The organism is Acidovorax sp. GW835-FHT14G06 (assembly GCF_058793595.1).
Genome location: NZ_JBXAGA010000006.1, coordinates 185,395 through 210,864 on the forward strand (window position 1 = coordinate 185,395; position 25,470 = coordinate 210,864).

At 64.0% G+C, this 25,470-nt stretch carries 18 protein-coding genes; 8 read left to right on the top strand and 10 right to left on the bottom strand.

The window, feature by feature from the left end; genetic code table 11:
• Positions 1-30: 30 nt before the first annotated feature.
• Entirely contained in the window at positions 31-807 is a 777-nt protein-coding gene (locus AC1Q64_RS12420; RefSeq protein ID WP_492251526.1) for a YdcF family protein, read from the bottom strand.
• A 39-nt stretch (positions 808-846) separates the two neighbouring features.
• On the bottom strand, positions 847-1,638 hold the full coding sequence (locus AC1Q64_RS12425; protein ID WP_291433246.1) for an alpha/beta fold hydrolase: 792 nt from the start codon (positions 1,636-1,638) through the stop codon (positions 847-849).
• A 104-nt stretch (positions 1,639-1,742) separates the two neighbouring features.
• Between AC1Q64_RS12425 and AC1Q64_RS12430 the strand changes: the two genes are divergently transcribed.
• Positions 1,743-2,264 carry a flavin reductase family protein gene (locus AC1Q64_RS12430; RefSeq protein ID WP_015011990.1) on the top strand — a complete coding sequence of 174 codons (522 nt, stop codon included), beginning with the start codon at positions 1,743-1,745 and terminating at the stop codon, positions 2,262-2,264.
• Positions 2,261-2,851, top strand: a complete 591-nt coding sequence (locus AC1Q64_RS12435; protein WP_291433245.1) for an MOSC domain-containing protein — start codon at positions 2,261-2,263, stop codon at positions 2,849-2,851. Before AC1Q64_RS12430 ends, AC1Q64_RS12435 begins: the two co-directional genes overlap by 4 nt.
• A gap of 36 nt (positions 2,852-2,887) precedes the next feature.
• Here the strand turns inward: AC1Q64_RS12435 and yccS are convergent, their stop codons facing one another.
• The 4 genes from yccS to minC form a co-directional block, all read right to left on the bottom strand.
• Positions 2,888-5,086, bottom strand: coding sequence for a YccS family putative transporter (yccS, locus tag AC1Q64_RS12440; protein ID WP_492251527.1), 2,199 nt, complete (start codon positions 5,084-5,086; stop codon positions 2,888-2,890).
• Between the two features lie 170 nt (positions 5,087-5,256).
• Positions 5,257-5,523 (bottom strand): cell division topological specificity factor MinE, encoded by a 267-nt coding sequence (minE, locus tag AC1Q64_RS12445; RefSeq protein WP_015011987.1) that lies wholly within the window; start codon positions 5,521-5,523, stop codon positions 5,257-5,259.
• Positions 5,524-5,526: 3 nt separating this feature from the next.
• Positions 5,527-6,345 (bottom strand): septum site-determining protein MinD, encoded by an 819-nt coding sequence (gene minD / locus AC1Q64_RS12450; RefSeq protein ID WP_055397265.1) that lies wholly within the window; start codon positions 6,343-6,345, stop codon positions 5,527-5,529.
• Positions 6,346-6,389: 44 nt separating this feature from the next.
• On the bottom strand, positions 6,390-7,154 hold the full coding sequence (gene minC, locus AC1Q64_RS12455) for a septum site-determining protein MinC (protein ID WP_492251528.1): 765 nt from the start codon (positions 7,152-7,154) through the stop codon (positions 6,390-6,392).
• Positions 7,155-7,325: 171 nt separating this feature from the next.
• Between minC and AC1Q64_RS12460 the strand changes: the two genes are divergently transcribed.
• On the top strand, positions 7,326-8,258 hold the full coding sequence (locus AC1Q64_RS12460; RefSeq protein ID WP_492251529.1) for a DMT family transporter: 933 nt from the start codon (positions 7,326-7,328) through the stop codon (positions 8,256-8,258).
• A 13-nt stretch (positions 8,259-8,271) separates the two neighbouring features.
• The gene (locus tag AC1Q64_RS12465) at positions 8,272-9,153 is read left to right on the top strand and encodes a LysR substrate-binding domain-containing protein (protein WP_492251530.1); all 882 of its coding nucleotides are present in this window, start codon (positions 8,272-8,274) and stop codon (positions 9,151-9,153) included.
• Positions 9,154-9,277: 124 nt separating this feature from the next.
• Here AC1Q64_RS12465 and AC1Q64_RS12470 read toward each other — a convergent pair whose 3' ends face one another.
• Both AC1Q64_RS12470 and pssA read right to left on the bottom strand, forming a co-directional pair.
• Positions 9,278-10,120: a PhzF family phenazine biosynthesis protein gene (locus AC1Q64_RS12470; RefSeq protein ID WP_492251531.1), complete on the bottom strand. Its 843-nt coding sequence runs from the start codon at positions 10,118-10,120 to the stop codon at positions 9,278-9,280.
• Positions 10,121-10,172: 52 nt separating this feature from the next.
• Positions 10,173-10,799 (bottom strand): CDP-diacylglycerol--serine O-phosphatidyltransferase, encoded by a 627-nt coding sequence (gene pssA, locus AC1Q64_RS12475; protein WP_291434916.1) that lies wholly within the window; start codon positions 10,797-10,799, stop codon positions 10,173-10,175.
• Positions 10,800-11,056: 257 nt separating this feature from the next.
• Here pssA and AC1Q64_RS12480 point away from each other — a divergent pair, with 257 nt between their 5' ends.
• Both AC1Q64_RS12480 and AC1Q64_RS12485 read left to right on the top strand, forming a co-directional pair.
• Entirely contained in the window at positions 11,057-13,009 is a 1,953-nt protein-coding gene (locus tag AC1Q64_RS12480; protein WP_492251532.1) for an AMP-binding protein, read from the top strand.
• An 89-nt stretch (positions 13,010-13,098) separates the two neighbouring features.
• A complete protein-coding gene (locus AC1Q64_RS12485; protein ID WP_492251533.1) occupies positions 13,099-14,103 on the top strand; it encodes a Bug family tripartite tricarboxylate transporter substrate binding protein in 1,005 nt (334 codons plus the stop codon).
• 330 nt (positions 14,104-14,433) lie between these two features.
• Here AC1Q64_RS12485 and AC1Q64_RS12490 read toward each other — a convergent pair whose 3' ends face one another.
• The gene (locus AC1Q64_RS12490; RefSeq protein ID WP_492251534.1) at positions 14,434-16,953 is read right to left on the bottom strand and encodes a two-component system response regulator; all 2,520 of its coding nucleotides are present in this window, start codon (positions 16,951-16,953) and stop codon (positions 14,434-14,436) included.
• 368 nt (positions 16,954-17,321) lie between these two features.
• Between AC1Q64_RS12490 and AC1Q64_RS12495 the strand changes: the two genes are divergently transcribed.
• Both AC1Q64_RS12495 and AC1Q64_RS12500 read left to right on the top strand, forming a co-directional pair.
• Positions 17,322-22,196: a CHASE domain-containing hybrid sensor histidine kinase/response regulator gene (locus tag AC1Q64_RS12495; RefSeq protein ID WP_492251535.1), complete on the top strand. Its 4,875-nt coding sequence runs from the start codon at positions 17,322-17,324 to the stop codon at positions 22,194-22,196.
• A gap of 99 nt (positions 22,197-22,295) precedes the next feature.
• Positions 22,296-23,285 carry a GGDEF domain-containing protein gene (locus tag AC1Q64_RS12500; RefSeq protein ID WP_492251536.1) on the top strand — a complete coding sequence of 330 codons (990 nt, stop codon included), beginning with the start codon at positions 22,296-22,298 and terminating at the stop codon, positions 23,283-23,285.
• Positions 23,286-23,366: 81 nt separating this feature from the next.
• Here the strand turns inward: AC1Q64_RS12500 and AC1Q64_RS12505 are convergent, their stop codons facing one another.
• Positions 23,367-25,430 carry an acetoacetate--CoA ligase gene (locus tag AC1Q64_RS12505; protein ID WP_492251537.1) on the bottom strand — a complete coding sequence of 688 codons (2,064 nt, stop codon included), beginning with the start codon at positions 25,428-25,430 and terminating at the stop codon, positions 23,367-23,369.
• Between the last annotated feature and the right edge of the window lie 40 nt (positions 25,431-25,470).

The following is a 25,470-nucleotide window of genomic DNA, read 5'->3' on the forward strand; positions in this document are numbered from 1 at the left end:
GACGATCCGCAGAGGATCGTCAACGAGCTCTCAGCGGTCCAGCGAAGCACGCTGGGCCACTATGCCGAGCCACTCGTGCAGCGCCAGGCTGCTGTCGGACAGGGCCGAGGCGCGGGGCAGCACGCGATAGAGCTTGCGTGACGGCCCCCCTTTGAAGCCCATGGGCGCAGGCAGCACCTGCAGCCCGGCGTGTTCAAAGTCCTTCGCCGCCCGAACCATGTGCCAGCCGTGGGTGACGAGCGCAATGCGCTCGATGCCCGAGGCCTTGAGCAGGACAGCCGATTTTTCGGCGTTGTTGCGGGTGTCGAGGGATTCCACTTCGGTCCAGCGCACGCGGCCCTTGAACTCCCGCTCCACCACGTCCTTCATCACCAGGGCCTCGGCCCGTGTGCCGCCCGTGGAGCCCCCCGTGGCCAGGATGGGCAGGCCGGTCTGCTGCTGCAGGTAGGCGGCATAGCGAACCCGCTCGCGCGCGCCCCGGCTGAGCACGTCCACCCCGTATTCGGGCGCCACGGTGTCGGCGCCGCCACCCAGCACCACGATGGCCTGCACCTTCGCCTCGGGCAACTGGCGCGGCGTGACCGCGGGGTAGCGCTCCAGGCTGCGCACCAGAGCGTCCGACACCGGCGGCCAAGACAGTACCAGCACCGACAGCAGCGACAGCACCACCAGCGTGTTGCCGGTGCGGCGGTGGTAGCGCGCCAACCACAGGCCAAACAGCCCCAGCACGATGCTGGATACCGGCGGCAACAGCAGCGCAGACAGAATTTTCTTGAGGGCAAACAACATGGAGAAGGCAGCGTTCATGCCCGGGCGCGGCGGCCGGGCGAGCCAAGATCAAAAGGGTCAGTGCAGCGTGCGCCGCTGGGCCAGAAAATCGAGCAGCGCAGCGTCAAACCCCTCGGGGTCTTCCAGCTGGGGCCAATGCCCCACATGAGGCAGCAGCACCGTCTGCGCATCCGGCAGCACCTGGGCCAGGGCCTGCAAGGCCGCAGGTGGTGTGCAGCGGTCCTGCTCGCCCCCCACCAGCAACACGGGCATGGCCAGGTGCGCGAGCGCGGCGGCGTCCCGGTCAAACGTGGGCAGGGCCTCCAGCGCACGGCGATAAGCGCCCGGAAACACCTGGCCCAGCGCGTGGCCCGCCAACCGCACGCCTTCGGGCAGGGCCCCGGTGCCGATGCACTGTGGCACCAGGGTCTGGGCAAGTTGCTCCATGCTGCCGCCCGCGTCCAGGGCCTTGAGGGCCTGCTCGCGCGGTGCCACCCAGTCTTGCACGGCCTGGGCGTCCAGCGCCGGGCCGCCCGCGCACAGCACCATACGGCGTACCCGCGAGGCATCACGCACGGCGGCTTCCAGCGCCACCATGGCGCCCATGCCATGACCCACCAGGGTGACGGGGCCGCAGCGCAGCGCATCGATCAGCGCCAGGCAGCTTTGCGCCAGCGCCTTGAAGGTGTAGGGCTCCACCGGTGCGCTGCGGCCATATCCGGGCATATCCCAGGCCACGGCACGGTAGCCGGCCATTGCCAAGGTCTCCACCTGGGGCGCAAAGGTGAGGTGGTCGCCATCGGCATCGTGCAGCATGAGCACGGTGGGGCCAGAGCCCAGGGTGGTGAAGGTCGGGAACAGTGCAGCCATGCGGTGAAAAGCAGATGTAAACCCCGCAACAGCGCGGCGGAGGGTGGCGCCTGATAATAGGTCCTGTCGCTTGCCCCCACGCCGCCACCGCTGGCGCCGCTTTTGTGAACCCTTCGCTCCCCCGCCCCGCCCTCGCCCTGCCGCCGAGCTTTTCGACCCGCGAATTCCGCAATGCGCTGGGCATGTTCGCCACGGGCGTGACCATCGTCACCGCCCGCAATGCCGCGGGCGAACTGGTGGGGCTTACGGCCAGCTCGTTCAATTCGGTGTCACTGGAGCCCCCGCTGGTGCTGTGGAGCCTGTCGCACGGCGCCAGCACCATGCCGGCCTTTGCCAACGGCTCGCACTACGCCATCCATGTGCTGGCAGCGGACCAGAAAGACCTGGCCGAACGGTTCGCCACCCGCGGTATTGACCGCTGGGCCGGCCTGGAGCACCGCCCCGGTATCAGCGGTGCGCCGCTGCTGGCCGGTGCCGCCGCCACGTTCGAGTGCTTCAACCGCAGCCAGTACAAGGAGGGTGACCACACCATCTTTGTGGGCGAGGTGGAGCGCTGCGAGCACCGCGAGGGCGCGTCGCCCCTGCTGTACCACGGCGGCAAGTTCTACACCGAGCACCCGCTGTGACGGCGCCCGTCATCGTCGTACGCCACGTGAACGTCGGCTCCGCCCGGCGGCTGAAGGTGGGCGAACGGTCCGTGCTCACCGCCATCGGCAAAACATCCTCCACCGGCCCCGTGGCCGTGGGCCCGCTGGGGCTGGCGGGCGACGAGCAGGCCGACCTGAGCGTGCATGGCGGCCTGGCCAAGGCGGTGTATGCCTACCCCGCCGCCCACTATGCGTTCTGGCAAGCGCAGCGCCGCGACCGGGGCGTGAGCCTTTTCGACGAGGCGCTGCCACCAGGCTTCATGGGCGAGAACCTCACCATCGACGGCCCGCTGGAACACGAAGTGTTTGTGGGCGACGAGTGGCATTTCCCAGACTGCGTGCTGCGCGTCACGGCACCGCGCGAACCCTGCTTCAAGTTCAATGCCGTGATGGGTTTTGCCCAGGCTGGCCGCGCCATGGCAGTAGCGGGTTGCTGCGGCTACTACCTGGCGGTGGACCGGCCCGGCACGATTGCCGCCGGGCAGACCGCCACACTGGTCGCAGGGCAACGCGGGCTCAGCATTGCACAGGCTTTTGCGGGCAAGTTCGCCAAGCACGCGCGTTGAACCGCTGCGACAGCCCCCGGGCACTGCGCGCTTCCCCTATTCCGTAGTCACCAGCTGACGCGCCTGCGCCTGCAGCTGCGGGAACACCTTGCCCACCAGCTGCAGCTGCGCCGCCATAAGGCTGTGCGCGCTGGGCGCTGCCGGTACCGTGCCCCACTCGCGCAGCACCTGGGCCACCGCTGGAGCGCTGTGGGCCTTGCGCACCCGGCCTGACTGCTGCGCGCGTTCCAGCTCCAGCGCCAGCTGCTGCAGGGATGCCAGCAGGCTTTGCGCCAGCTCGCGTGTGGCCTCGTCCATGGGCTGGGCGGCCGCACCACCTCGCTGGGCACCCAGGGCCGACAGGTAGTTGAGCTGGGTGTGCGACAGGCACAGGAAATTTCCCACCACCTCAGCGTTGCCACGCACATGCAAGGGCTCCTTGAGCATGGCACTGTACGAATTGGACAGCGCGGCATCGGCGTTGTGGGCATTGCGCCGGGCCAGGCGGTAGGCCAGGTGATCGCATTTGCCCCCCTGGTACTGCGCCAGGATCTCCCGCAGGTACAACGCCTGGGTCTGCAGCACCTGGGCCGCCAGCCGGGGCCAGTGGCGCGACTGCCACGACGGCAGCACCAGCCACGAGGCCACGGCCGCGATCAGGCAGCCCACCACGGTATCGAGCAGGCGCGCGGAGATCACGCCGCTGGCCGCGCCCATCTGGTGAAAGCTGAGCAGCAACAAGGTGGTGACCGCCGCCGTAGCCAGGGTATAGCGGGTGTGCCGCGCCCCAAAAAACACCGCGCCCCCTAGCACCAGCAAGGCCGCCTGCACCAGCTCGCCCGGAAACAGCTGGATCACCGCCCACCCCAGCGCAAGCCCCATGGCGGTGCCCTTGGCGCGCTCCATCAGCCGCGTCTGCGTGGCCGCGTACTGCGGCTGGCTCACGAACACGATGGTCAGCAAGATCCAGTATCCATGCGGGTCGGCCGTGGCCTGCATGAGGGCAAAACCCGTCATGAGGGACAGGCTCAGCCGCAGGCTGTGGCGCAGCCAGGGAGACTGCAGCTGCCAGTGTGATCGCAGACGTGTCCAGGCATCGCGCAGGCTGCGGGGCTCCCGGTCAAACAGTGCGTGGTCCACCGCCACTTCGGCGTTGCCGGCTGGCAGCGCCAGCGCACTGGCAAACACACCGGCCAGCGCCGTCAGGTTGTCGCCCAGCGCATGCAGCGACCGCAACGCCCGGGCCTCAGCGGGTGCGGACACGACACCGCAGGACTGCGCCTGGGACTCCAGGTGCGCCACAGCGGCCTGCATGTCCTCGATGGCGCGGGCCGTCACGCCCCAATGCTGGGGCACGGACTGCGCCTCGATCGCCACCGACAGCTTGAGCGCCTGTTCGCCCAGCAGCGTGAGCACGCGCTGGCAGCGGTACAGCACGTCGCTGTGAAAGAACGACTGGGCCAGCAGGTCGTAATGCTCGTGGGACGAACTCACGCGCTCGTGCACATCCTGCGCCGCCAGGTACTGGTGCAGGGCCGTTTGCAGCCACAGCGGGGGCGCGCCGGCACCCATGCGGCTGATCAGGCTCTCCTTGGTGGCGTTGAGGGCGTCCACCACGCGGCCGTTATGCAGTGCCAGCGCCATGCGGCGGCGCTCCAGGTCCACATCCCGCACCGGCTCCAGCAACAGCGCCTTCAGGCGCAGGTATTCGCCCAGCATGGCGTAGAGCTTGGCGAGGCGGTAACGCACCGGCGCACGCGGCAGCACGGCATGCCACAGCACCGACACCACCCCGTACCAGGCCGCACCCGCCAGCATGCGGGGGATGGCGTCACCCGCGCCCGCACGGCTGCTGTGGGCGGCCAGCCCCGCATAGATGAACAGGATGAGCGAGCCAAAGGCAATGGCGCGGTAGCGCTCGCTCAGTGCCCCCAGCATGGTGATGCCGAAGGCCAGCAGCGCCATCACGCCCATCAGCACCCAGGGCCAGGACACCGCCGCCCAGACTGCACCGGCCATGAGGCCAAAACACGCCAGTGCCAGGCACTGCGCCCGCATGCGTCCGCGCCAGCTGTCATCGGTTTCGGTGAGCGCGCTGGCGATCACCCCCAGCAGCACCGGCATCAGCTCGGCCTGCCAGTCGGCCCACCAGCCATAAGCCAGCACGGCGGCCAAGGCCACCAGGGCACGCGCGCCGCGCGTGACGCCTTCATGGTTGCGTGCGCGCTGCCAGCTGAGTTTCCAGGTTGTGTCCACAGGAGCCTTATTGCCGAAATATCAGGGATTACCCTAGTACGATTAGCAATTGTCAGGCCAAATCAGACGGAGCCGGCCCAAAAAGAAACCCTGCCGCGCAGGGTTGCGGGGCAGGGTCTGGGGCGATGCCGGGGCACGATGGGAGTGCGTGGCCCGGCGGCAGTGGCGGCCTATCGCACGGTATCGGGCAGCTCGATCTTGACTTCCAGCACTTCCAGGTTGTCCTGGCGTTCCAGGTGCACCTTGAGGTCGTCGGGGTTGATCTTGACGTACTTGGAGATCACTGCCACCAGCTCGCGCTGCAGCGCGGGCAGGTAGTCGGGCTCGGACGCATTGCGCCCATTGCGCTCGTGCGCCAGGATGATCTGCAGCCGCTCCTTGGCAACGCTGGCGGTTTTTTTCTTCTCGCCGAGCAGGAAGGACAGGAAAGAAGCCATGGCTTATTTGCTCCCGAACAGGCGTTTGAAGAAGCCTGGCTTTTCCGCATCAATGAAACGCAGCGGCTTGTCGGTAGCGCCCAGGAAGCGGTCGATCACGTCCTTGTACGCCTCGCTCACATCGGTGCCCTGGGCATGGATGGCTGGGGTGCCCTGGTTGGACGACTGCAGCACCACTTCCGACTCGGGGATCACGCCGATCAGCTTGATGCGCAGGATGTCCTGGATGTCTTCCAGGCTCAGCATCTGGCCGTCCTGCACACGGCTGGGGTTGTAGCGGGTGATGAGCAGGTGCTCCTTGATGGGCTCGCCGCCTTCGATGGCGCGCTTGGTCTTGCTGCCCAGCATGCCCAGGATGCGGTCGGAGTCGCGCACGCTGGAGACTTCGGGGTTGGTCACCAGCAGCGCCTCGTCGGCAAAGTGCATGGCCATGAGCGCGCCGCTCTCGATGCCGGCGGGCGAGTCGCAGACGATGTACTCGAAACCCATCTCGGCCAGATCCTTGAGCACCTTTTCGACGCCGTCTTGCGTGAGCGCGTCCTTGTCACGCGTCTGGCTGGCGGCCAGCACGAACAGGTTGTCGCACTGCTTGTCCTTGATGAGCGCCTGGTTCAGGTTGGCCTCGCCGTGGATCACGTTGATCAGGTCATACACCACGCGGCGTTCGCAGCCCATGATGAGGTCCAAGTTGCGCAAGCCGACGTCAAAGTCGATCACGGCGGTCTTGTGGCCGCGCAGGGCGAGGCCGGTGGCAAAGCTGGCGCTGGTGGTGGTCTTGCCCACGCCACCCTTGCCGGAGGTCACGACGACGATTTTGGCCATGTGTTGCTGATTCTCTGTGGGGTTGGTACGAATAGGGGAAAAGGTCAGGCCAGCGGCTCGATGATGAGCTTCTCGCCTTCGAGCCGCACCTGGGCCGGCTTGCCACGCACATCGGCGGGCAACTCGGTCTCGGTGGTGCGGTAGATGCCTGCGATGGAGACCAGTTGTGGCTCCAGGCAGGTCGAAAAGATGCGGGCTTCGGTGTTGCCCCGCGCACCGGCAATCGCGCGGCCACGCAGCGGCGCATAGACGTGGATGTTGCCGTCGGCAATCACCTCGGCGCCAAAGCTCACCACGGCCATCACCACCAGATCGGCGCCGCGCGCATACACCTGCTGACCCGAGCGCAGGGGCTTGTCCACCACCACGGTGCCGGGGCCGGGCATGGGTACTTCGCGCACCACTTCCACCTCGACTTCGCGGATCACCTCACGCACCACTTCCTGCACCGGCGCTGGCGCCTCGGTGCGCGCAGGGGGGGCATCGGGCGCTGCGGCCAGGCCTGCGGCGCGCGCAGCCTCCATCTGGGCAGTGCTGCCGCCGCGCACGGCCACAGGCAGAGTGTTGTGCTCGCGCAGCGCGGCTGCGATGGCCGCAAAGTCGATGGGTGCTTCGGCCTCACGCACAGGCGCCAGGTCGATCAATACGGGGTCGTTGTCAAAAAAGCCCGGGGCATCGGCCACACGCTCGGCCAGATCGGCTGCGAACTGGGCTGCGTCGGTGGTCTTGAGCAGCACCGCCACCACCGGCAGCGAGGCGCTCTTGAGGTCAAAGCTGGAGCGGGACTGCGCCGCCGTCGTAAGGGCCATGAGGGAGGTAGTGAAAGGAGCGCGGGAACCTGTTTCAGAAGGCGCAAAGTGTACCGTGGGCCTGTGTAAGCGTCCGTATGCGCATTTTCGGCATTCACAGCGGACTGCAAGGAGGTCAGCGGATGCACCCAGGCGACCGGCAGACCCAGCGCGCCCTTTGATAATGCGCCGATGCCTTCCACCCGCAAAACACACATCGACGCCCTCGCCATCTCCCTGCTGCTCGCCTGCTGCATGTTCTGGGGCTTCCAGCAGGTGCTGGTCAAGGCCACGGTGGCCGAAGTGGCGCCTGTGTTCCAGGCGTTTGTGCGCTTTGCGCTGGCCACGGTGGCCGTAGCGGCCTGGTGCCTGTGGCGTGGCGTCAGTCTTGCCAGCACGGGCGAGCCCGCCGGGGCCACACGCGCCGGGTTGCTGGCGGGGGCGCTGTTTGCAGGCGAGTTCGCGTGTATCTACCTGGGCCTGCAGTACACCACCGCCTCGCGGCTCACGGTGTTCTTGTATGCGTCGCCCTTCTGGGTGGCACTGCTGCTGCCGCGTTTCATCCCCGGGGAGCGCTTGCAGGGCTGGCAGTGGCTGGGCCTGGCAGCGGCATTTGTGGGCGTGGGGCTGGCGCTGGGCGACGGGCTGCTGGGCCATGCCAGCACGGCGCTGCCACAAGGATGGCTGGGGGACCTGCTGGGGCTGGCGGCAGGCCTGATGTGGGCCCTGACCACGGTGGTCATCCGCACCACGCCGCTGGCGCGTGTGGCGCCTGCCAAGCAGCTGCTGTACCAGGTGGGCGTGAGCACAGCAGTGCTGCCGCTGCTGTCTCTGGGCCTGGGCGAGGCGTGGGTCTGGCAGTTCAGCGGCTTTGCCTGGGGCTCGCTGCTGGTGCAGGCGCTGGTGGGGGCGTTTGTGAGCTACCTGGCCTGGATGTGGATGCTCGCGCATTACCCGGCGACCAAGATCTCGGTGTTTGTGTTCCTCACGCCGGTGTTTGCGCTGCTATTTGGCGCGCTGTGGCTGGGTGAGCCCGTGACGCCCGGGCTGGTGGCAGCGCTGGTACTGGTGGCGACGGGGATTGTGCTGGTGAACCGGCGGCCTGCTACGGCGCAGCACGTGTGAAAAAATTTCTCATATGCCACCCCGCCTGCCCCCGCTGAACGCCGTCCGCGCCTTTGCGGCGGCAGCGCGGCACCAGAGCTTTACGCACGCCGCACTGGAGCTGCACGTCACCCACAGCGCCATCAGTCGCCAGATCAAGGCGCTGGAGGCCCACCTGGGCGTGGACCTGTTCGAGCGCAAGACCCGGCAGGTGCTGCTCACCGCGGCAGGCCACCAGTTCCATGCGCAGGTCGGCCCTGCGCTCGCGCAGATCGGCGCCGCCGCAAAGGCGCTGCGGGGCGATGCCGGGCTGCGCAGCGTGAAGATCAATGTGCGGCCCAGCTTTGCGGTGCGGTGGCTGATCCCCCGGCTGCCGGGTTTTGTGGCCCAGCACCCGGACATCGAGCCCCAGGTCATCACCAGCACGCTGGCGCCCGACCACGCGGCCGAGGCTTTCGACCTGGCCCTGCGGCGCGGCCCGCGCGGGTGGCCGCCAGGCATGCAGGTCCACCCGTTCCTGGAGGACGAGGCGCTGGTGGTGGGGTCGCCTTCCCTGTTCGCCCAGCGCCCGGTGACGCAGCCCGAGGCGCTGTCGGCCCACGTACTGCTGCTGTCCAAGTCGCGCAGCAAAGACTGGGAAAGCTGGAAGAAACAGGTGAATGCACCAACGCTCCAGCCCGCCAGTTGCCTGCAGTTTGACCATCTGCACTTTGTGCTGCAGGCGGCCCTGGACGGGCTGGGTTTTGCGGTGGCGCCGGTGTCGTTGATCACCCACGACCTGGCCTCGGGGCGGCTGGTGTCGCCGCTGCCCAGCTTGCGGCTGCCGCTGACGCGGCACTACCTGGGCATGGCGCCGGACCCGTCACCGGAGACGCTGGTTTTTGTGCAGTGGCTGCAGGACGAGATCAGCGCCTGAGCCGAGCGGGGGGCCGGGCCGGGCGTACAAGGCCCCCACGTGCTCGGTTTGCCAGATTTCTGCACCAATCGGGCGGTAGCGCTAGTGAATCATGTGTTAGCAGCTATATTTTCAATAGCAAAACTCATTCGCCATCGCCCATCCACCGTGCAGTGCCCGACACCCGGATGGAGCTGCCTGCCACCGGCCCGATCTCGGCCCGCAGGCGCGAGCGCATGCCCATGTCTTCGCCCTGCACCACGTCAATGGCACCGCCGTGCGGCCAGCCCAGGTCGCGCAGGTAGCCCGCCAGCGCGGCCGTGGCGGCACCCGTGGCCGGGTCTTCCAGCACGCCGCCCGACGCAAAGGCATTGCGGGTGTGCAGCTGGCGGTCTGACTCCACCCACACCAGCACGATGGTGACCAGCTTGGCGTTCACCATCAGCGTGCGGCCAACGTCCAGCGCGTAGTGCATGGCCGCCAGCGCGGCGCGGCTGTGCAGGGCCAGCACCAGGTGGTCGGCACCGCCATGAATGAGCGCGGGCGGAATCCGCGGGTCCAGATCGGCCGCGCTGAGGCCGAACAAAGCCAGCGCATCGGCCAGCAGCCCAGCAGGCACAGGCCCGCTGCGCGTGGGGGGCGACTGCAACGCCGCCTGCACCAGATCGCCCGCGCGGCGGCCTTCAACCGTGATATCGGCCTGGCTCAGCGACAGCGCAAACACGCCGTCGCCCTCGCGCTGCGCGAGCGCGGCGCCCAGGGCAATCGTGGCGTGGCCACAAAACGGCACCTCGCTCTCGGGCGCAAAGTAGCGCACCCGCCAGCGGCCATCGCCCAGCGGGGCGGCAAACGCGGTTTCAGAAAAGCCGACTTCAGCGGCGATGCGCTGCATATCAGCGGGGGCGGGCAGCTCGTCACCGATCCACACACCGGCGGGGTTGCCGCCCTGTGTGCCGTCAGAAAACGCTGCGATTTTTTGCAGTGCCATGGTGTTCAACATCCAGAACGACAGGACAGGAGATGACAGGGCAGCCAGTGGCTCAGAGCTTGGGAATGCGAATCCGGCTGATCATCAGCGAGCCCGACACCGCAAACAGCAGCACCAGCGGGTGCAGCGTGAAGCCGCCGATCAGCAACTTGCCGAACCACAGGTTCTCGCGCACCGCGCCCAGCCAGGCGGCCAGGGCCATCAACGCCACCAGCACGATCGAGGTGGGGATGGGCGTGCCCTCGAAGTATTTGACCTTGCCATCGTCTCCCGACAGCGTTTCGGCCGTGACGTTGTAGCGCGCCAGGCGCGACACGCCGCAGGCCACAAAGTAGGCCAGCACGATGCGGTCATACAGGCCCTGCATGCCGCAGCCGTAGGCAATGATGGCCGGGGCCACACCGAACGAGATCACGTCGGCCAGCGAGTCCAGCTCGCGGCCCATGGCCGAGCTTTTCTGGCGCCAGCGGGCGATGCGGCCGTCAAGCACGTCAAAGATCAGCGCGGCCAGCACCAGGGCACATGCAAAGTACACATGCACCACATTGCTGGTCTCCAGGTACGACATGACCGAGAACAGCGCACCCACGCCGCAGACCGCATTGCCCAGCGTGAACCAGTCGGCGAGGTGGAACTCACGAATCATCGAAAAACGTTTGGGCTGCTGCGGAGTGTTCATGGAGTGATGGCGCGCGGAGGGGCGCGCAGTGGCAATCAACAAGGTCCATTATGGGTGTGCCGCAGCGCCGCCTGGCGCTGAGAGCCTGTGGACGGCATCGCAGGGGATCGTTAACCCTCTCTGACATCTGCGTGACTGCTTTTGCGCTGGCACACAGACAGACTGTGGCCACGCGGCGGGCGCGGCCGGGTAGGACGAGGCCGCATCCGCCCCCCATCAGTGACCGATCCGCATTCCGACAAGACCCGAGACACTCCATGCGCCTCCCTCAGATGCCCCCGCTCCACAGACCTTTTGCTCCCGGTGCCCCGGTGCGCAGCCTGCAGGACGTGCAGCGGCTCGAAGCCCATCCCCTGGCTGAGGCACTGCCGGTGCAAAGCACGTACGAAATCTTCGTGAACTCGGCCCATGCGTTTGGCGACAAGACGGCGCTGGCCTTTTTGCCCACGGCCGACCCTGCCGCCGAGCCCATCCGCTGGTCGTACACCCAGCTGCTCACCGGCATCCACCAGACGGCCAACCTGCTGCACCACCTGGGCGTGGGCCCGCAGGACGCGGTGGCCGTGCTGCTGCCCGGCTGCCTGGAGTACCACCTGGCCCTGTGGGGCGGTGAGGCGGCGGGCATCGTGCAGCCGCTCAACCCCATGCTCACCGACGAGAAAATCGCGGCCATGATGACCCTGGCGCGTGCCAAGGTGCTGATTGCTTATGGCGCCGAAGGCGATGTGGGCTACTGGAGCAAGGCCCTGCGCCTGCGCGCCCTGGTGCCCACGCTGACCACGGTACTACGCGTGGCCCCGCACGACGAAGCCCCGGGCACGGCAGGCCCGTTGCCCGAGGGGGCGATGGACCTGGCCACGCGCCACCAGCACCCCGACGACCACCTGGTCAGTGGCCGCCACATTGCGGCCACTGACATCGCCGCGTACTTCCACACCGGTGGCACCACCGGCGCGCCCAAGCTGGCGCGCCACAGTCACGGCGCGCAGGTGTTCACCGCCTGGGGCTGCGTGCAGATGCAAGGCATCCGCCCAGAGGATGTGGGCATCAACGGCTACCCGCTGTTCCACGTGGCGGGCGTGCTGCCGGGCTCGCTGGCGGCGCTGTCTGCGGGGGTGGAAACCATCATCCCCACCACCGGCCTGTTCCGCAACCGCGAGGTGATTGCCAACTACTGGCGGCTGGTGGAGCGCTATCGCTGCACCTACCTGTCGGCCGTGCCCACCGTGCTGGCGGCGCTGGCCAACGTGCCGCTGGGCAGCGCCAATATCTCCACGCTGCGCTACTGCCGCACGGGCGCGGCCATGCTGGCGCCCGAGCTGGCTGCCCGGTTTGAGCGCCTGTTTGGCCTGCACATCCACGAAAGCCTGGGCATGACCGAGATGGCGGGTATCTCCACCATCACGCCCCCCGGCGTCAATGCACCGGCGGGCTGCGTGGGCTGGCGGCTGCCCTACACGCAGCTGCGTGTGGTGGCGCTTGATGCGCAGGGCAATGCGTCCGACCAGGACCTGCCGCACGGCCAGCCGGGCATGGTGCTTTTTCAATCGCCCAACCTGTTCTCCGGTTTCCTCGACGCAGCCGATACCGCAAAGGCCTTCACGCACGATGGCTGGCTGGCCACAGGCGACCTGGGTTTTGTGGACGACCTGGGCCGCCTGCACCTGAGCGGCCGCTCCAAGGACCTCATCATCCGCAGCGGCCACAACATCGACCCCAAGGTGATCGAAGACGCGCTGGGCGCCCACCCCGCCGTGCAGCTGTGCGCGGCCGTGGGTGCGCCCGACGCCTATGCCGGCGAGCTGCCCGTGGTCTACGCCACGCTGGTGCCCGGTGCACAGGCCGTGACCGAGGCCGAACTGCTGGCCTTCACCGCCGAACGCGTGGACGAGGCCGTGGCCCGCCCGCGCTGGGTGCAGGTGATCGAGACCATGCCTGTGACCAACGTGGGCAAGATCTACAAGCCCGACCTGCGCCAGCGCGCGGCCAGCCACACGGTGCAGGCGCTGGTCGATGGGGTGTGCGGCGACACCCCTGTCCAACCCCGCCCCCAGGTGCAGCCCGACGGCGACAACGCGGTGCGCGTGACCGTGGCGCCAGGCCCTGATGCCGACACGCTGGCAGTACGACTGCGCGAAGTGACAGCGCCCCTCCCCATCACCGTCCGCACCACCATTGGCCCCGCTGCAGAGAGCCCCCAAACCACATAAGCCCATGGCGTGACAGCCAGGCCCCGGCCCGCCACCATGCAAGGCGTAGCCCGCTCATGAATTTTGATAACCAAAACAGGAGACAACCCATGCCCTTCCACCCCCTGACAACCCGCCGCACCTGGCTCGGCGCAGCCGCGCTGGCCGCCGCCACCGCCTGCACCGGCACCGCCGCCTGGGCGCAGGCCGCCTACCCCAACAAGCCGATCAAGGTGGTCGTGCCCTTTGCACCCGGCGGCGCCACGGATGTGCTGGCGCGCGTGCTGGCCGAGAAGATGGCGGTGGGCCTGGGCCAGCCCATGGTCATCGACAACAAGCCCGGCGCGGCCGGCATCATCGGCACCGACGCGGTGGCCAAGGCCGCGCCCGATGGCTACACGCTGCTGCTGGGGCTGAGCAACTCCATGCTCACCAACCAGTTCCTATACACCAAGCTGCCCTACAGCCCTGAGCGCGACATCGCGCCCATCTACCAGATCGCCATCGCCCCCCTGGTGCTGGTGGCCCACCCCAGCGTGCCCGTGGCTACCGGCCCCGAGCTGCTGAAATACATCGCCGCCAACAAGAGCAAGGTGGCCTATGGCTCGTATGGCACGGGCGCCTACCCACACCTGGCCGGGGCCTACATGAGCCAGTCGCAAAACGCCGACATGAGCCACGTGGCCTATCGGGGCGAGGCCCCCATGGTGCAGGACCTGCTGGGCGGGCAGATCCAGATTGCTTTTGCCAGCGCACTGCAGGTCAAGGCACACATCGACGCCGGCAAACTCAAGGCCATTGGCGTGAGCGGCGAGCGCCGCATGGGCACCCTGCCCAACGTGCCCAGCCTGGCCGAACAGGGCCTGAACGACGAAGCCTACCGCGTGGCCGGGTGGCTGGCGTTTGGCGCGCCCGCCGGCACGCCCCCTGCCATCCTGGAGCGCATTGCCGCCGAAGTACGCAAGGCCACCGAGCAGCCCGATGTAGCGCAGCGCATTGTGGCCATGGGCTTTGATGTGCAGAACAGCTCACCCGCGCTGTTTGCGGCGGCGATTGCGAAGGAACGGCCGGTGTGGGAGCGGTTGATCAAGGCATCTGGCGCCAAACTGGATTAGTGCGTTGATGGGGGGGGGGCCACCGCGGTGGCATCAGCCACAGAGCCCCAAACAAACTCTGTCCCCGCAAATAACGGAGGCAGACCGGAATACTGCTGGCTCATAAGGGCGCACTTCAATGCACGAAATAGGTCCTACCGCTTATCTCGAAAGCACATAAGGCCCTGCACAACCAGCTTGAGCTATTCAACCATCGCAGTTCGCCAACTGCTGCACAGGCCATCAAGTGCGGTATCAGCCAGAACTCGGAAATCAGGGTCAGAACTACAAGCTGCCCTGTCTCCCTCCTCTCGAGGCAACACAGCCTACGGACCTTGGCGACAAAATGGCTTACACGCTGGGTTGTGTCTGTTTTCTCTGCTCCAGCCAGACCAGCAATGCGTCTGCAGCCATGGGCTTGCTGTAAAAGTATCCCTGCATGGTGTTGCAACCCATACCCAACAGCTGGTCTACTTGTCCTTGGGTTTCTACTCCTTCAGCAATCAACCCCATCTGCAGGCTCTTGCCCAACTGAATGATCGCCGACGCTATGGAGACGCTCTGGTGTGATGTCGCAAGCTGCGACACGAATGATTTGTCAATTTTGAGTACATCCACCGGAAGCTGGCTAAGGTAGGCCAAACTGGAGTAACCCGTACCGAAATCATCCAGGGCGACCCGGAAACCATGCTGCCGGAGTCGGTCAAGAAGGTGCTTCATATTATCGGCATCCCGCATCAATTGCCCTTCGGTAATCTCCAGCTCAATGCACTCTGGATTGACGCCATGCGCAGCACATAGCTCGCACAGCGATTCCAAATAATCGGGTTGCGCAAATTGCACGATGGAGACATTGATAGCCACATGAAGGTTGTGACCCAGAGCGCGCGCATTTTTGATCTGCTTGCATGCATCCAGGAGCACTGCGCGGCCCAAGGCAACAATCAGCCCGGTCTCCTCGGCATATGCGATGAACTCTGATGGTGCGATCAATTCACCGGATTCATCTCGAAGCCGAACAAGAGCCTCTACGGTATCCACTCTCAGGCTGGGCACTTCAACTTGTGGCTGGTAATGAACCTCCACCCTGCCATTGTCTATTGCTGCGCGCAGGGTTTTTCCTGTGCGGCTGCGTTGCATGAGCATGTGCTCTATGGATGCCGAGTGAAAGCTGTAGCGATTGCGTCCGTCGGATTTGGCCCGGTACAGCGCTGAATCTGCATGTCGCATGAGATCCTCTCGCGTCAACGCATCGTCAGGATAGACGCTGATACCCACGCTGCAGCCCACATGGAAATCAGTGCCTTCGATCATGATCGTCGAGGACACCACATCAATCGCTGCCTGCGCCAGAAGCCGCGCTTGTTCAGGCGATTGAATTTCGGGGAGCAGGATCATGAATTCATCACCCCCTTGCCTGCTGACCGTGGCGTCGCTGGAAAAAGTAGCGGTCAACCGATCAGCCACAGTGCGCAGGATCAGATCCCCAATGTGGTGGCCATGTGAGTCGTTGACGAATTTGAAGTGATCCAGGTCCAGAATCATTAACGCCAAGGAACTATGCCCAGCCATGGCGGAGCGCATTGCCTGGGATATCCGGTCGGCCAGAAGTAACTGATTCGGCAAGTCGGTGAGTTGGTCATGCTGGACCAGATGGGTCATCTTGATGGCCATCGCCCGCGCCTCACTCACATCGTGGAAAACGACAACTGCGCCCGAAATGTTGCCATCAGCATCCCGAATAGGGGAGGCGGAATCTTCCACATTCACTCTGCTGCCGTTGCGTGTCACAAGCACTGTGTCCAGCGCCATGCCCACCGTTCTTTGTTGCCTCAGCGCTATGCGAACAGGGTTCTGAAGAGGAACCTCCTCGCCGTGGGTCACGAGGGGCATGACGCATTCAATCGATTGCCCGACTGCATCTGCCATCCCCCACTCGGTCATGGTCTCCGCAACGGGGTTGATGTAAGTGATACGGCCCACCGCATCTGTCGCAATCACACTGTCGCCGATGGAGCGGAGAATGACCTGGGCACGGGCCCTCTCCTCACTCAGCGCAGCCTCTGCCGCATTGACAGCAGTTACATCCGTCAACAGGAGCAAGGCACCCCAACGGTTCTGCGCATCCATGCGCAAGGCCATCGATGCATGGATATCGCGTTTGTGGCCATCAGCGGCAAGGCAGGCCAGCGCAACACTATCTTCTACTGACGGGATGCCGCTACCGGCCCGCTGCAGCAACCGGATCAACAGGGGCTGAACGCATTCAGCCACTGGATCTCCGAGCACATCGCGAATCGGTTTTCCCTTGAAACCACCTGTGGGGACACGGAACCATCGCCCCTCATGATCGCTGCAAAGTTGGCATATGAGGTCGCTATTCCAGAAAGTGATGTGCCCTGGCACATTTCTGATGACGTGGTCCAGATCCCGCTGCGTGCTCAAAAGCCTTCGCTGCTCCCGACGCAGTGCCAATTGAACCTGCACTCTGGCCCTCACAAGCTGGGGGTTGAAAGGCTTGGGCACGAAATCCGAGGCGCCCACCTCAAACGCTTTCAGTTCTTCATCCAAACCGTCATTGCTGGTAATGAAGATGACGGCAGCATCTCGTGTTTCTGCACAGGCCTTCAAATCCTCGCAAAGCTGATACCCGTTCCGTTCGGGCATGGAGACATCAAGAAGCACAACGCTCGGCAGCACATGTTTTGCCAAACCGATGGCATTACCTGCCTGCGTTGTGAAAGCGACGTCGCCCAGGTCAGCCACCACGGCATGCAACAGGCGCACACAGCCCACATCATCGTCAACGATGAGTATTTGCTCCCGCTGCTCGTCATAATGATTGCGCAATGCCGCTGCTGCAATGGACATGGCTGTACACCCTTTGGCTCTCGTTAGACTCAATATCCACTCTCTGTCTTTATAGTGTGCACGAGACACGGAAAAATCGCTGCATGCTATGTGCGCACAGAGAGAGCACAGGCGACGGCAATACACGTATTGGCAAACTGTGCAACGCTGGCAGGCTGGCTGGCCAATGGGGATTGGGGGGGCGCTGAGTCAACTCATCACCGGGTGAATGGCCCCACCTTGTGCACATGCCACTGCTCAGCGACAGCCATCATTTGGAGGATGTTCGATCCATGCGTACGAATAAGTTGTGGTCGTCTCCCCTGGCTTGGATGGTTGCTACTTTCCTCATTGGAGCGGTAGCGAGCGGACTTTTCGCTGGCTACCAAATGGCCGCCAACACCCACTCCGCCCAAACTACGTTTGAAGCCCTGGCAGACGATGTTGTTGAGCGCCTTCAGCAGCGCGTGCAACTGTATGAATACGGCCTGCGAGGGGCCAGGGCTGTGGTGGTAACGGCTGGCGAGGGTGGTATCAACCAACGTCTGTTCCGCCAATACTACGAAACGCGGAACTTCGATCAAGAGTTTCCTGGCGCGCGGGGTTTTGGCTTCATTCGAAAAGTACCCAGGCCACAGACAGAACCGTATCTGCAAGCGAGGCGGGCCGGTGGACTCACCGGGTTCTCGATCAAAACACTGAACGAGCACAGCGACGACCGCTTTGTCATCGAATACATAGAGCCTTATGAGCGCAACCGCATGGCTCAAGGACTGGATATTGGGTCTGAGGCCAACCGCCGCCAGGCAGCCATTTCTGCCATGCAAACGGGCAAAGCCACAATTACCGGCCCCATCACCCTGATCCAGGCATCAGGGGACCCCCAGCGCTCAGTGCTATTCCTCCTTCCGATTTACCGCGGCGGGACAACCCCAGAGGGTATTGACAACCGCGAGTCCATGGGCTTTGGATGGGCCTACGCACCCCTCGCATTGAGCGAAGTGCTCGCCGACTTCAACATCACACAGCTGCAGTACGACCTGTCAATCACCGATGTCTCCAACCCCTCGCAGCCAGACCCTGTATTCAACAGTCAGCGCCAACGAACCCCTGTAAAAACCACCTTGCAGCAGACATTGGAGCGCGAAATCTACGGCCGGTTATGGCGCTTCGAGCTATCCGCAAGGCCCGAGTTCACCAAAGGCCTCGATCAGTTGTCGTGGCGTACGGTACTTGCCGTCGGGATGGTGACCAGCCTTTTGATGTCGCTACTGGTGGGGGCTGTGCGGTCGGGCCTCGAACGCAAGCGAAAGATCCTGCAGCAGCAGGCTCAGCTGGCGACGATTATGGAAAGCTCTGCGGATGCCATTGTGGGGGAATCAACGCAAGGCAAGGTCATCATCTGGAACCCTGCGGCAGAGCGCCTGTTCGGCTACACCAGGGATGAGGCCATGGGACAACCCATGATCGAGCGCATGACGGCTGTTGATGAAAAGGGCAAGGAAGAGCAGCTGGTAATGAAGGTCATGTCCAAAGGCGACGCAGACCCTGTGGACATGACACTGTTGGCAAAGGACGGCGTGCTCGCACCGGTTTCTGTCACGGCCAGTGCAATACGCAGTGAACGGGGCCAAATCATCGGCATCGCCCGCTTCATGCGAGATATTCGAGACCGTCAGCGTGCAGAAAAAGCGATGGCAGACCTGGCCTCCAGTCTCGAAAAACAGGTTGCAAGCCGCACTGCGGACTTGGAAAGCGCGCGCCATGACCTGCAAACAGTGCTCGATTCCGTGCCATCCATGATCGGCTACTGGGACAAGGACCTCCGTAACCGCGTTGCCAACAAGGCCTACAGCGATTGGTTTGGTGTTGAGCCCTCCAGCTTGCTTGGCATACCCATGGTCCAGCTGCTAGGGGCCGATATGTTCGAGCGCAACCGCCCTTACATAGAGGGGGCCTTGCGCGGCGAAAGGCAAAAATTCGAGCGCTCCATCCCTCGTCCTGATGGCATGGGAAGCCGCCACTCACTGGCCAACTACCTGCCTGACATCGTGAACGGGGAGGTCCGAGGTTTTTACGTGATCGTGCACGACATCACGGACATTGTGGCAAGCCGCCAGGCCTTTGCCAGGGAGCGTGAACGACTGGCGCACATCATCGAGGGCACGAATGTCGGCACCTGGGAGTGGAACGTCCAGACAGGCGAGATCACCGTCAACGAGCGCTGGGCAGACATCATTGGTTATACCCTTGCGGAGCTGCAGCCCACCAGTATCGATACCTGGAAAACCCGTTGCCACCCGGACGACCTTCCCGTAGCGCAGGGTCTGCTGGATACCCATTTCCGTGGAGAACTGCCGCACTACCAGAGCGTCGTGCGAATGCGCCACAAAACGGGTCATTGGGTCTGGGTTCAATCCCGCGGACAGGTTATTACGCGCACCCCAGAGGGTGCGCCGCAATGGATGTCTGGCACACACCAAGACATCTCTGCCACGAAGAAGGCTGAGGAACACCTGCAGCAAGTGGTCGCCACCCTCGAGGGTGTTCTGGGCGCTGCTACCCAACAGTCCATCATTGCCACCGACCTTGAGGGGACCATTACCCTCTTCAATACCGGTGCCGAGAAAATGCTGGGGTACAAGGCACAAGAAATGGTGGGGATCAGCTCTCCAGCGCCCCTGCACTTGGCAGAAGAGGTCAACACCTACGGGCAAGAGCTTTCGTTAAGGTATGGATACCCGGTTCAGGGTTTCCGAGTCTTTGTGCACGAGGCTGAACGGCTAGGTTTTGAAAGCCGTGAATGGACCTACGTACACAAGGACGGGCACCATCTGCCTGTTCAACTGTCAGTCAACACGGTCCGGGACACGCAGGGTGGAATTATTGGGTATCTCGGTATCGCGCAGGACATGACGGAGCACCACCTGCAAGAGCAAAGTTTGCGCCACGCGAAGGCCGAAGCAGAAGCGGCGAGTGCCGCCAAGAGCATATTTCTGGCCAACATGAGCCATGAAATCCGGACTCCCATGAACGCCGTGCTCGGCGTGTCCCACTTGCTGGCAGACACCCCTTTGAACGATGACCAGCGCCAACTCCTGGCCAAGATGCAAATTGCCAGCAGATCCTTGATGGGCATCATCAATGATGTGCTGGATATATCGAAGATTGAAGCTGGGGAAATGACCACAGAGTCAGTCGTATTCAGCCCTGCCGAATTGCTGACGGAATTGTTTCAGCTTTACTCGCCCCAAGCTTCTAACAAGGGTGTGAGCATCGAACTGAAAGGCGTGAATGTATTGCCCGCAGCTTTGCTGGGAGATCCAACGCGTCTGCGGCAAGTGCTGTCCAATCTTCTGAGCAATGCCATCAAATTCACCTCCCAAGGCAGCGTGTCGCTGCGGGTCGCACGGGAACAGAATCCGGGCAATGCCGACCCGCATGTCTGGCTGGAATTTTCGGTGGTGGATACCGGTGAAGGTATTTCTGAAACGGCACTGAAGGGCCTCTTCACCCCGTTTGCGCAGGCCGATGCGTCCACCACACGGCGGTTTGGTGGAACGGGGCTGGGGCTGTCCATCGTCAAACGCTTGTGCGAACTCATGGGGGGAAAAGTCGGTGCGCACAGCACGGTGGGCGCCGGCAGTACGTTCCGGGTGCGGCTGCCGTTCGCCGTCGCCGATGAAGAGGACCTGTCCGGGCAATCAGTATCCAGCCAAAGACGCTTGAGCATATTCATCGTTGACGACAACGAGCTCGACAGAGTGAATCTGGTGCAAATGGGTGAGGCTTTTGGCTGGCGTACTACAGCGCTGAACTCTGGTACCGAATTGGTTCACCGAATGCAGGAACTGGCGGACGCGCACCAACCGCTGCCGGATGCGTTGGTCGTGGACTGGAAGATGCCGGGTTTGGACGGTATACAGGCATTGATCATGCTCACGGAGCGCATAGGCAACAAGGACTTGCCGGCCACGCTGGTCGTATCTGCCCAAGAAAGAGATCATGTTGCCAGCCACGACCCCACGGGGGTGGTAAACCGCATCCTGACTAAGCCAGTGAATCCATCTTCCCTGTTCAATGCCATCAACGCCAGTGTGGCGGAACGCACGGGGCGGCAAGATCATGTCGTGCAGTTCACCCGACTGGAGGCCATACAAGGCCAATGGCTGCAAGGCATGCGCATTCTGCTGGTGGACGACAGCGACATCAATCTGGAAGTGGCCAGCCAGATGCTCAAGAAAGAAGGCGCAACCGTGGAAGTCTGCGTCAACGGCCATGATGCCTTACTGGCTCTCACTGCCATGAAGGGCAGCGGCACCAGTTTTGATGCCGTTCTGATGGACATCCAAATGCCTGTCATGGATGGCTACGAAGCAACGAGACGTGCGCGCCACCAACTCGGCTTGATCAAGCTGCCCATCATTGCGTTGACAGCCGGGGCACTGACCGAGGAACGGCGCCGCGCAGAGGCTGCTGGCATGGACGCGTTTCTGACCAAGCCACTGGACCCCGCGCTGTTGGTGCGCACTGTGCACGCGCAGGTAACCAGAGCGCGCGGGACTACTGCAGCCGTTGCACTCGCCGAACCGGCGGGCTACCAGTCCACATCGGTCCACTGGCCCGACATTGAGGGCATTCGCGCCGAGGATGCAAAACGCTTGATGCAAGGCGACGTTGGGCTGTTCACCAACTTGCTTCAACGCTTTTTGCGCGACTACAGCGACGGTTTTCCTCCAACGACCGACAGCGCCAACACGCAGGAACATGACGCTTTGGTCTCTCGTGTGCACAAGCTGCGAGGCTCCTCTGGCATGTTGGGTGCCACCAGGCTGCATGCAATTGCGTCCCAGCTGGAAACTTTGCTGCGCGAGGGAGACGGACATCAAGCCGCTGACGCTGACGAGACCACGGACGCTGCGGCCTTGCTCGCTTCGCTGAACGATGCGCTCAGACAACTGAGCGCTGCGGCTGAAGTAGCACTTGCGAGTGATGCAAGGCCTCCCACAGCACCGGGCAATGTCAGCGGCGCGGAACGCACTGCGAACCATGTGTCGGAATCCACGCTGCAAGCGGTACAAGATCTGAGACGGCTTCTTGACCGGCAGGACTTGGCGGCGATCAAAAACTTTGAGAATCTCGCCCCAGACTTGCTTTCTCTCATGGGTCCGCAAGCCATGGAGTCTCTGAGCCATGCCGTTCACTCGCTGGACTTTGCAGCTGCCGCCTGCACGCTATCGAACGTATTGACCGACGAGGCCTAGTGCTTTTGTGCCTGAGACACAATCTGCGCCACGGGCTTGCTGCGCTCGACACCACACGATGTCGGCAAGACATGCGCTCTGCGAAAGAGACTACCAACCATGCCCAATTTGATTGACCCGACCAGCGCCAATATTTTGATCGTCGATGACGACATTACGGTGATCCAGGTGCTGGCCAAGACACTGACTGCCATCGGCCGTGTGCGCTACGCACTCAATGGTGCTGACGCTCTTCGGCTGGCCCTGCAGGAGCCGCCAGATGTCATCTTGCTGGACGCCGACATGCCGGGCATGTCGGGCTTTGAAGTGCTGAGTGCTATGCGCTTACAACCGTCGCTTGAACAAGTGCCCACCATTTTCATCACCAGCCACAATAGCGAAGAGATGGAAGAAAAAGGGCTGGCCAGCGGAGCGGCGGATTTCATCGGAAAGCCATTTCGGCCCGCCATAGTGGCTGCGCGGGTAAAAACCCAGTTGCGGCTGAAGCTGGCAGTAGACCGTCTGCGCACACTCTCTGCCATCGACGCGCTAACTGGGATTGCCAACCGTCGCACGCTGGATGAAGCGCTGATGATGGAATGCAAGCGCACCCAGCGCAGCCATACACCGCTGTCCGTGCTGATGCTGGACGTGGACCATTTCAAATGTTTTAACGACACCTACGGGCACGGTGCAGGAGACGATGCGCTGATTGGCATCGCTCGTGCCATGCGTGCCTGTACAAATCGCCCTGCAGACCTTCCTGCCCGTTACGGTGGAGAAGAGTTTGCGTTGATTCTGCCGGATACCGATGGCGCCGGGGCAATGACCGTCGCGAGTTCACTGATGGCGAATGTGGCACGGCTCAAAATCCCGCACACGGCTTCGGGGACAGGATTTCTTACCGTCTCTATCGGTGTCGGTTGCTTTGACAAGGAGTCAGCCCGCTGGGCAGACTGCCGTGAAGGCTTGCGGGACGTTTCCGCAAGCAGCCCCTCTGCATGTGCAAGCGCTCTATTGACCACCGCCGATCAGGCACTGTATGCCGCCAAGTCAAACGGCCGCGCCAACGCCGTGCTCAAACGGTTTGACGGGTTCATGCCCGAATAGCCCCACCGCTGACGGCCCGCCCAGCGTTGGCGCTGCAGGCATTCTGCGCTCCGGTTGCAAGGGGCCACCGGTTCGGCGTGGCTATGCAACCTTGCGCTCTGCAGCAAACGCCACATACCAGTCCAGGCACCCCGGGTTCGCCATGGCGTCCTTGTTGACCACCTTGTCGATGGGCTGGCCCAGCAGCAGTTTCTTGATGGGCAGCTCCTGCTTCTTGCCGCTCAGGGTGCGTGGCACCTCCGCCACCACAAAGATGTCGTCGGGCACAAAACGCGGGCTCAGGGCCGTGCGCACCGCGCCGTTGATGCGCGCGCGCAGGGCCTCGTCCAGCACGTTGCCGGGGCGCAGCACCACAAACAGCGGCATGTAGCTTTCGCGGCCCAGGTACTCCAGGTCCACCACCAGACTGTCGAGCACTTCGGGCAAGGATTCGACAGCGCTGTAGATCTCGCTCGTGCCCATGCGCAGGCCGTGACGGTTGATGGTGGCGTCGCTGCGGCCGTAGATCACGCAGCCGCCGTTGGCGCCGATCTTGAGCCAGTCACCATGGCGCCACACCGCGCCCATGCCCGCGGGGCCATCGCCACCGCCGGGCTGGCGGCCATGGCCTGCGGGATACATGTCGAAGTAGCTCGACAGGTAGCGGCTGCCGTCCTTGTCACCCCACAGGTAGAGCGGCATCGATGGAATCGGCTGCGCGCAGACCAGCTCGCCCACCGCGTCCTGCACAGGGCGGCCCTCGGCATCCCATGACTCCACGGCCGCGCCCAGCATGCGGCACTGCATCTCGCCCGGCACCTGGGGCATCTCGCGGTGGCCGCCGATGAAGGCACCGCAAAAGTCGGTGCCGCCCGAGATGTTGTTCCACCAGATATCGGATGTGCCCAGCGCTTCGAACTGCGCCGTACCCCACTGCTGCACCTCGGGCGACAGCGGTGAGCCGGTGGTGCCCAGCGCGCGGATGCGCGTGAGGTCGCCATAGTCGGCCAGCGTGATACCCGCCTTCATGCAGTTGGCAAAAAACGCCGCGCCCGCGCCGAAGAAGGTCACGCCCGTCTCGGCGGCAAAGCGCCACAGCACGCCCCAGTCGGGGTGGTCCTTGCTGCCGCCGGGGTTGCCGTCGTAGATCACGCAGGTGGTGCCCGACAGCAGGCCCGAGAGCTGCGCGTTCCACATCACCCAGCCCGTGGAGCTGTACCAGTGGTAGCGCTCGCCAAAGCTGTTGGGCTCGTAGCTGCAGCCGATGTCGTTGTGCAGCACTTTGAGCTGCAGCGCCACCAGCACCGTGCCGCCGTGGCCGTGCACGATGGGCTTGGGCAAACCGGTGGTGCCGCTGGAATAGACGATCCACAGGGGGTGGTCAAACGGCAGCCACATCGGCTCGAAGGCAGCCGTTTCTGCATCGTTTTGGGCGGTAGCGCTAGTCCAATCTGTCCAGTCTGCTATAGAAATAGAAGCATCCAGATTGCCCAGCAGCACGGCATGCTGCACGCTGGGCAGGGCCTCGCGCAGCTCGGCGAGCACGGGGCGGCGGTCGTGGTCGCGGCCGCCGTAGCTCACGCCATCCACGCCGATCAGCACCTTGGGTTCGATCTGGCGGAAGCGGTCGAGCACCGCATGCGTACCCATGTCGGGCGCGCAGATGCTCCACACGCCGCCGATGCTCACCGTGGCCAGGAAGGCGATCATGGCCTCGGGCACGTTGGGCAGGTAGGCGGCCACGCGGTCGCCGGGCTGGACGCCCTGGGCCTTGAGGTGCAGCGCGAGCGACGCGACCTGGCGCCGCAACTCGGGCCAGCTCAGCTCGCGGTGGTGACCTTTTTCATTGCGGCTGATGATGGCGGGCAGGCCTGCGGCGTGGGCCGCATCCACATGCCTCAGCGCCTGGCGCGCGTAGTTGACCTGGGCGCCGGGAAACCATTGCGCGCCGGGCATGGTGTTCTTGGCCAGCACGGCCGTGTGGGGGGTGGGCGACTCCAGTTGGAAGTAGTCCCACACGCTTTGCCAGAAGGCATCGAGCTCGGTGGTGGACCAGCGCCACAGTGCGTCGTAGCTGTCGAACTGCAGGCCACGGGCGTCGCGCAGCCAGTTCTGGTACAGGCGGATCTGGGGAATGAAAGGCGGGGTGTTTTGTTTTGTCTCCATGGCGACGCAGCGTACCAGCGCGCTGCGGCATTGACCATGC

Bases quoted from the DNA above. Each gene is read 5' to 3' on its own strand.
- AC1Q64_RS12470 (WP_492251531.1), bottom strand. From the start codon at position 10,120: ATGGCACTGCAAAAAATCGCAGCGTTTTCTGACGGCACACAGGGCGGC.
- AC1Q64_RS12420 (WP_492251526.1), bottom strand. From the start codon at position 807: ATGAACGCTGCCTTCTCCATGTTGTTTGCCCTCAAGAAAATTCTGTCT.
- minC (WP_492251528.1), bottom strand. From the start codon at position 7,154: ATGGCCCTTACGACGGCGGCGCAGTCCCGCTCCAGCTTTGACCTCAAG.
- AC1Q64_RS12485 (WP_492251533.1), top strand. From the start codon at position 13,099: ATGCCCTTCCACCCCCTGACAACCCGCCGCACCTGGCTCGGCGCAGCC.
- AC1Q64_RS12465 (WP_492251530.1), top strand. From the start codon at position 8,272: ATGCCACCCCGCCTGCCCCCGCTGAACGCCGTCCGCGCCTTTGCGGCG.
- AC1Q64_RS12505 (WP_492251537.1), bottom strand. From the start codon at position 25,430: ATGGAGACAAAACAAAACACCCCGCCTTTCATTCCCCAGATCCGCCTG.
- minD (WP_055397265.1), bottom strand. From the start codon at position 6,345: ATGGCCAAAATCGTCGTCGTGACCTCCGGCAAGGGTGGCGTGGGCAAG.
- minE (WP_015011987.1), bottom strand. From the start codon at position 5,523: ATGGCTTCTTTCCTGTCCTTCCTGCTCGGCGAGAAGAAAAAAACCGCC.
- AC1Q64_RS12495 (WP_492251535.1), top strand. From the start codon at position 17,322: ATGGCCGCCAACACCCACTCCGCCCAAACTACGTTTGAAGCCCTGGCA.
- AC1Q64_RS12460 (WP_492251529.1), top strand. From the start codon at position 7,326: ATGCCTTCCACCCGCAAAACACACATCGACGCCCTCGCCATCTCCCTG.
- AC1Q64_RS12480 (WP_492251532.1), top strand. From the start codon at position 11,057: ATGCGCCTCCCTCAGATGCCCCCGCTCCACAGACCTTTTGCTCCCGGT.
- AC1Q64_RS12500 (WP_492251536.1), top strand. From the start codon at position 22,296: ATGCCCAATTTGATTGACCCGACCAGCGCCAATATTTTGATCGTCGAT.
- AC1Q64_RS12425 (WP_291433246.1), bottom strand. From the start codon at position 1,638: ATGGCTGCACTGTTCCCGACCTTCACCACCCTGGGCTCTGGCCCCACC.
- pssA (WP_291434916.1), bottom strand. From the start codon at position 10,799: ATGAACACTCCGCAGCAGCCCAAACGTTTTTCGATGATTCGTGAGTTC.
- AC1Q64_RS12490 (WP_492251534.1), bottom strand. From the start codon at position 16,953: ATGTCCATTGCAGCAGCGGCATTGCGCAATCATTATGACGAGCAGCGG.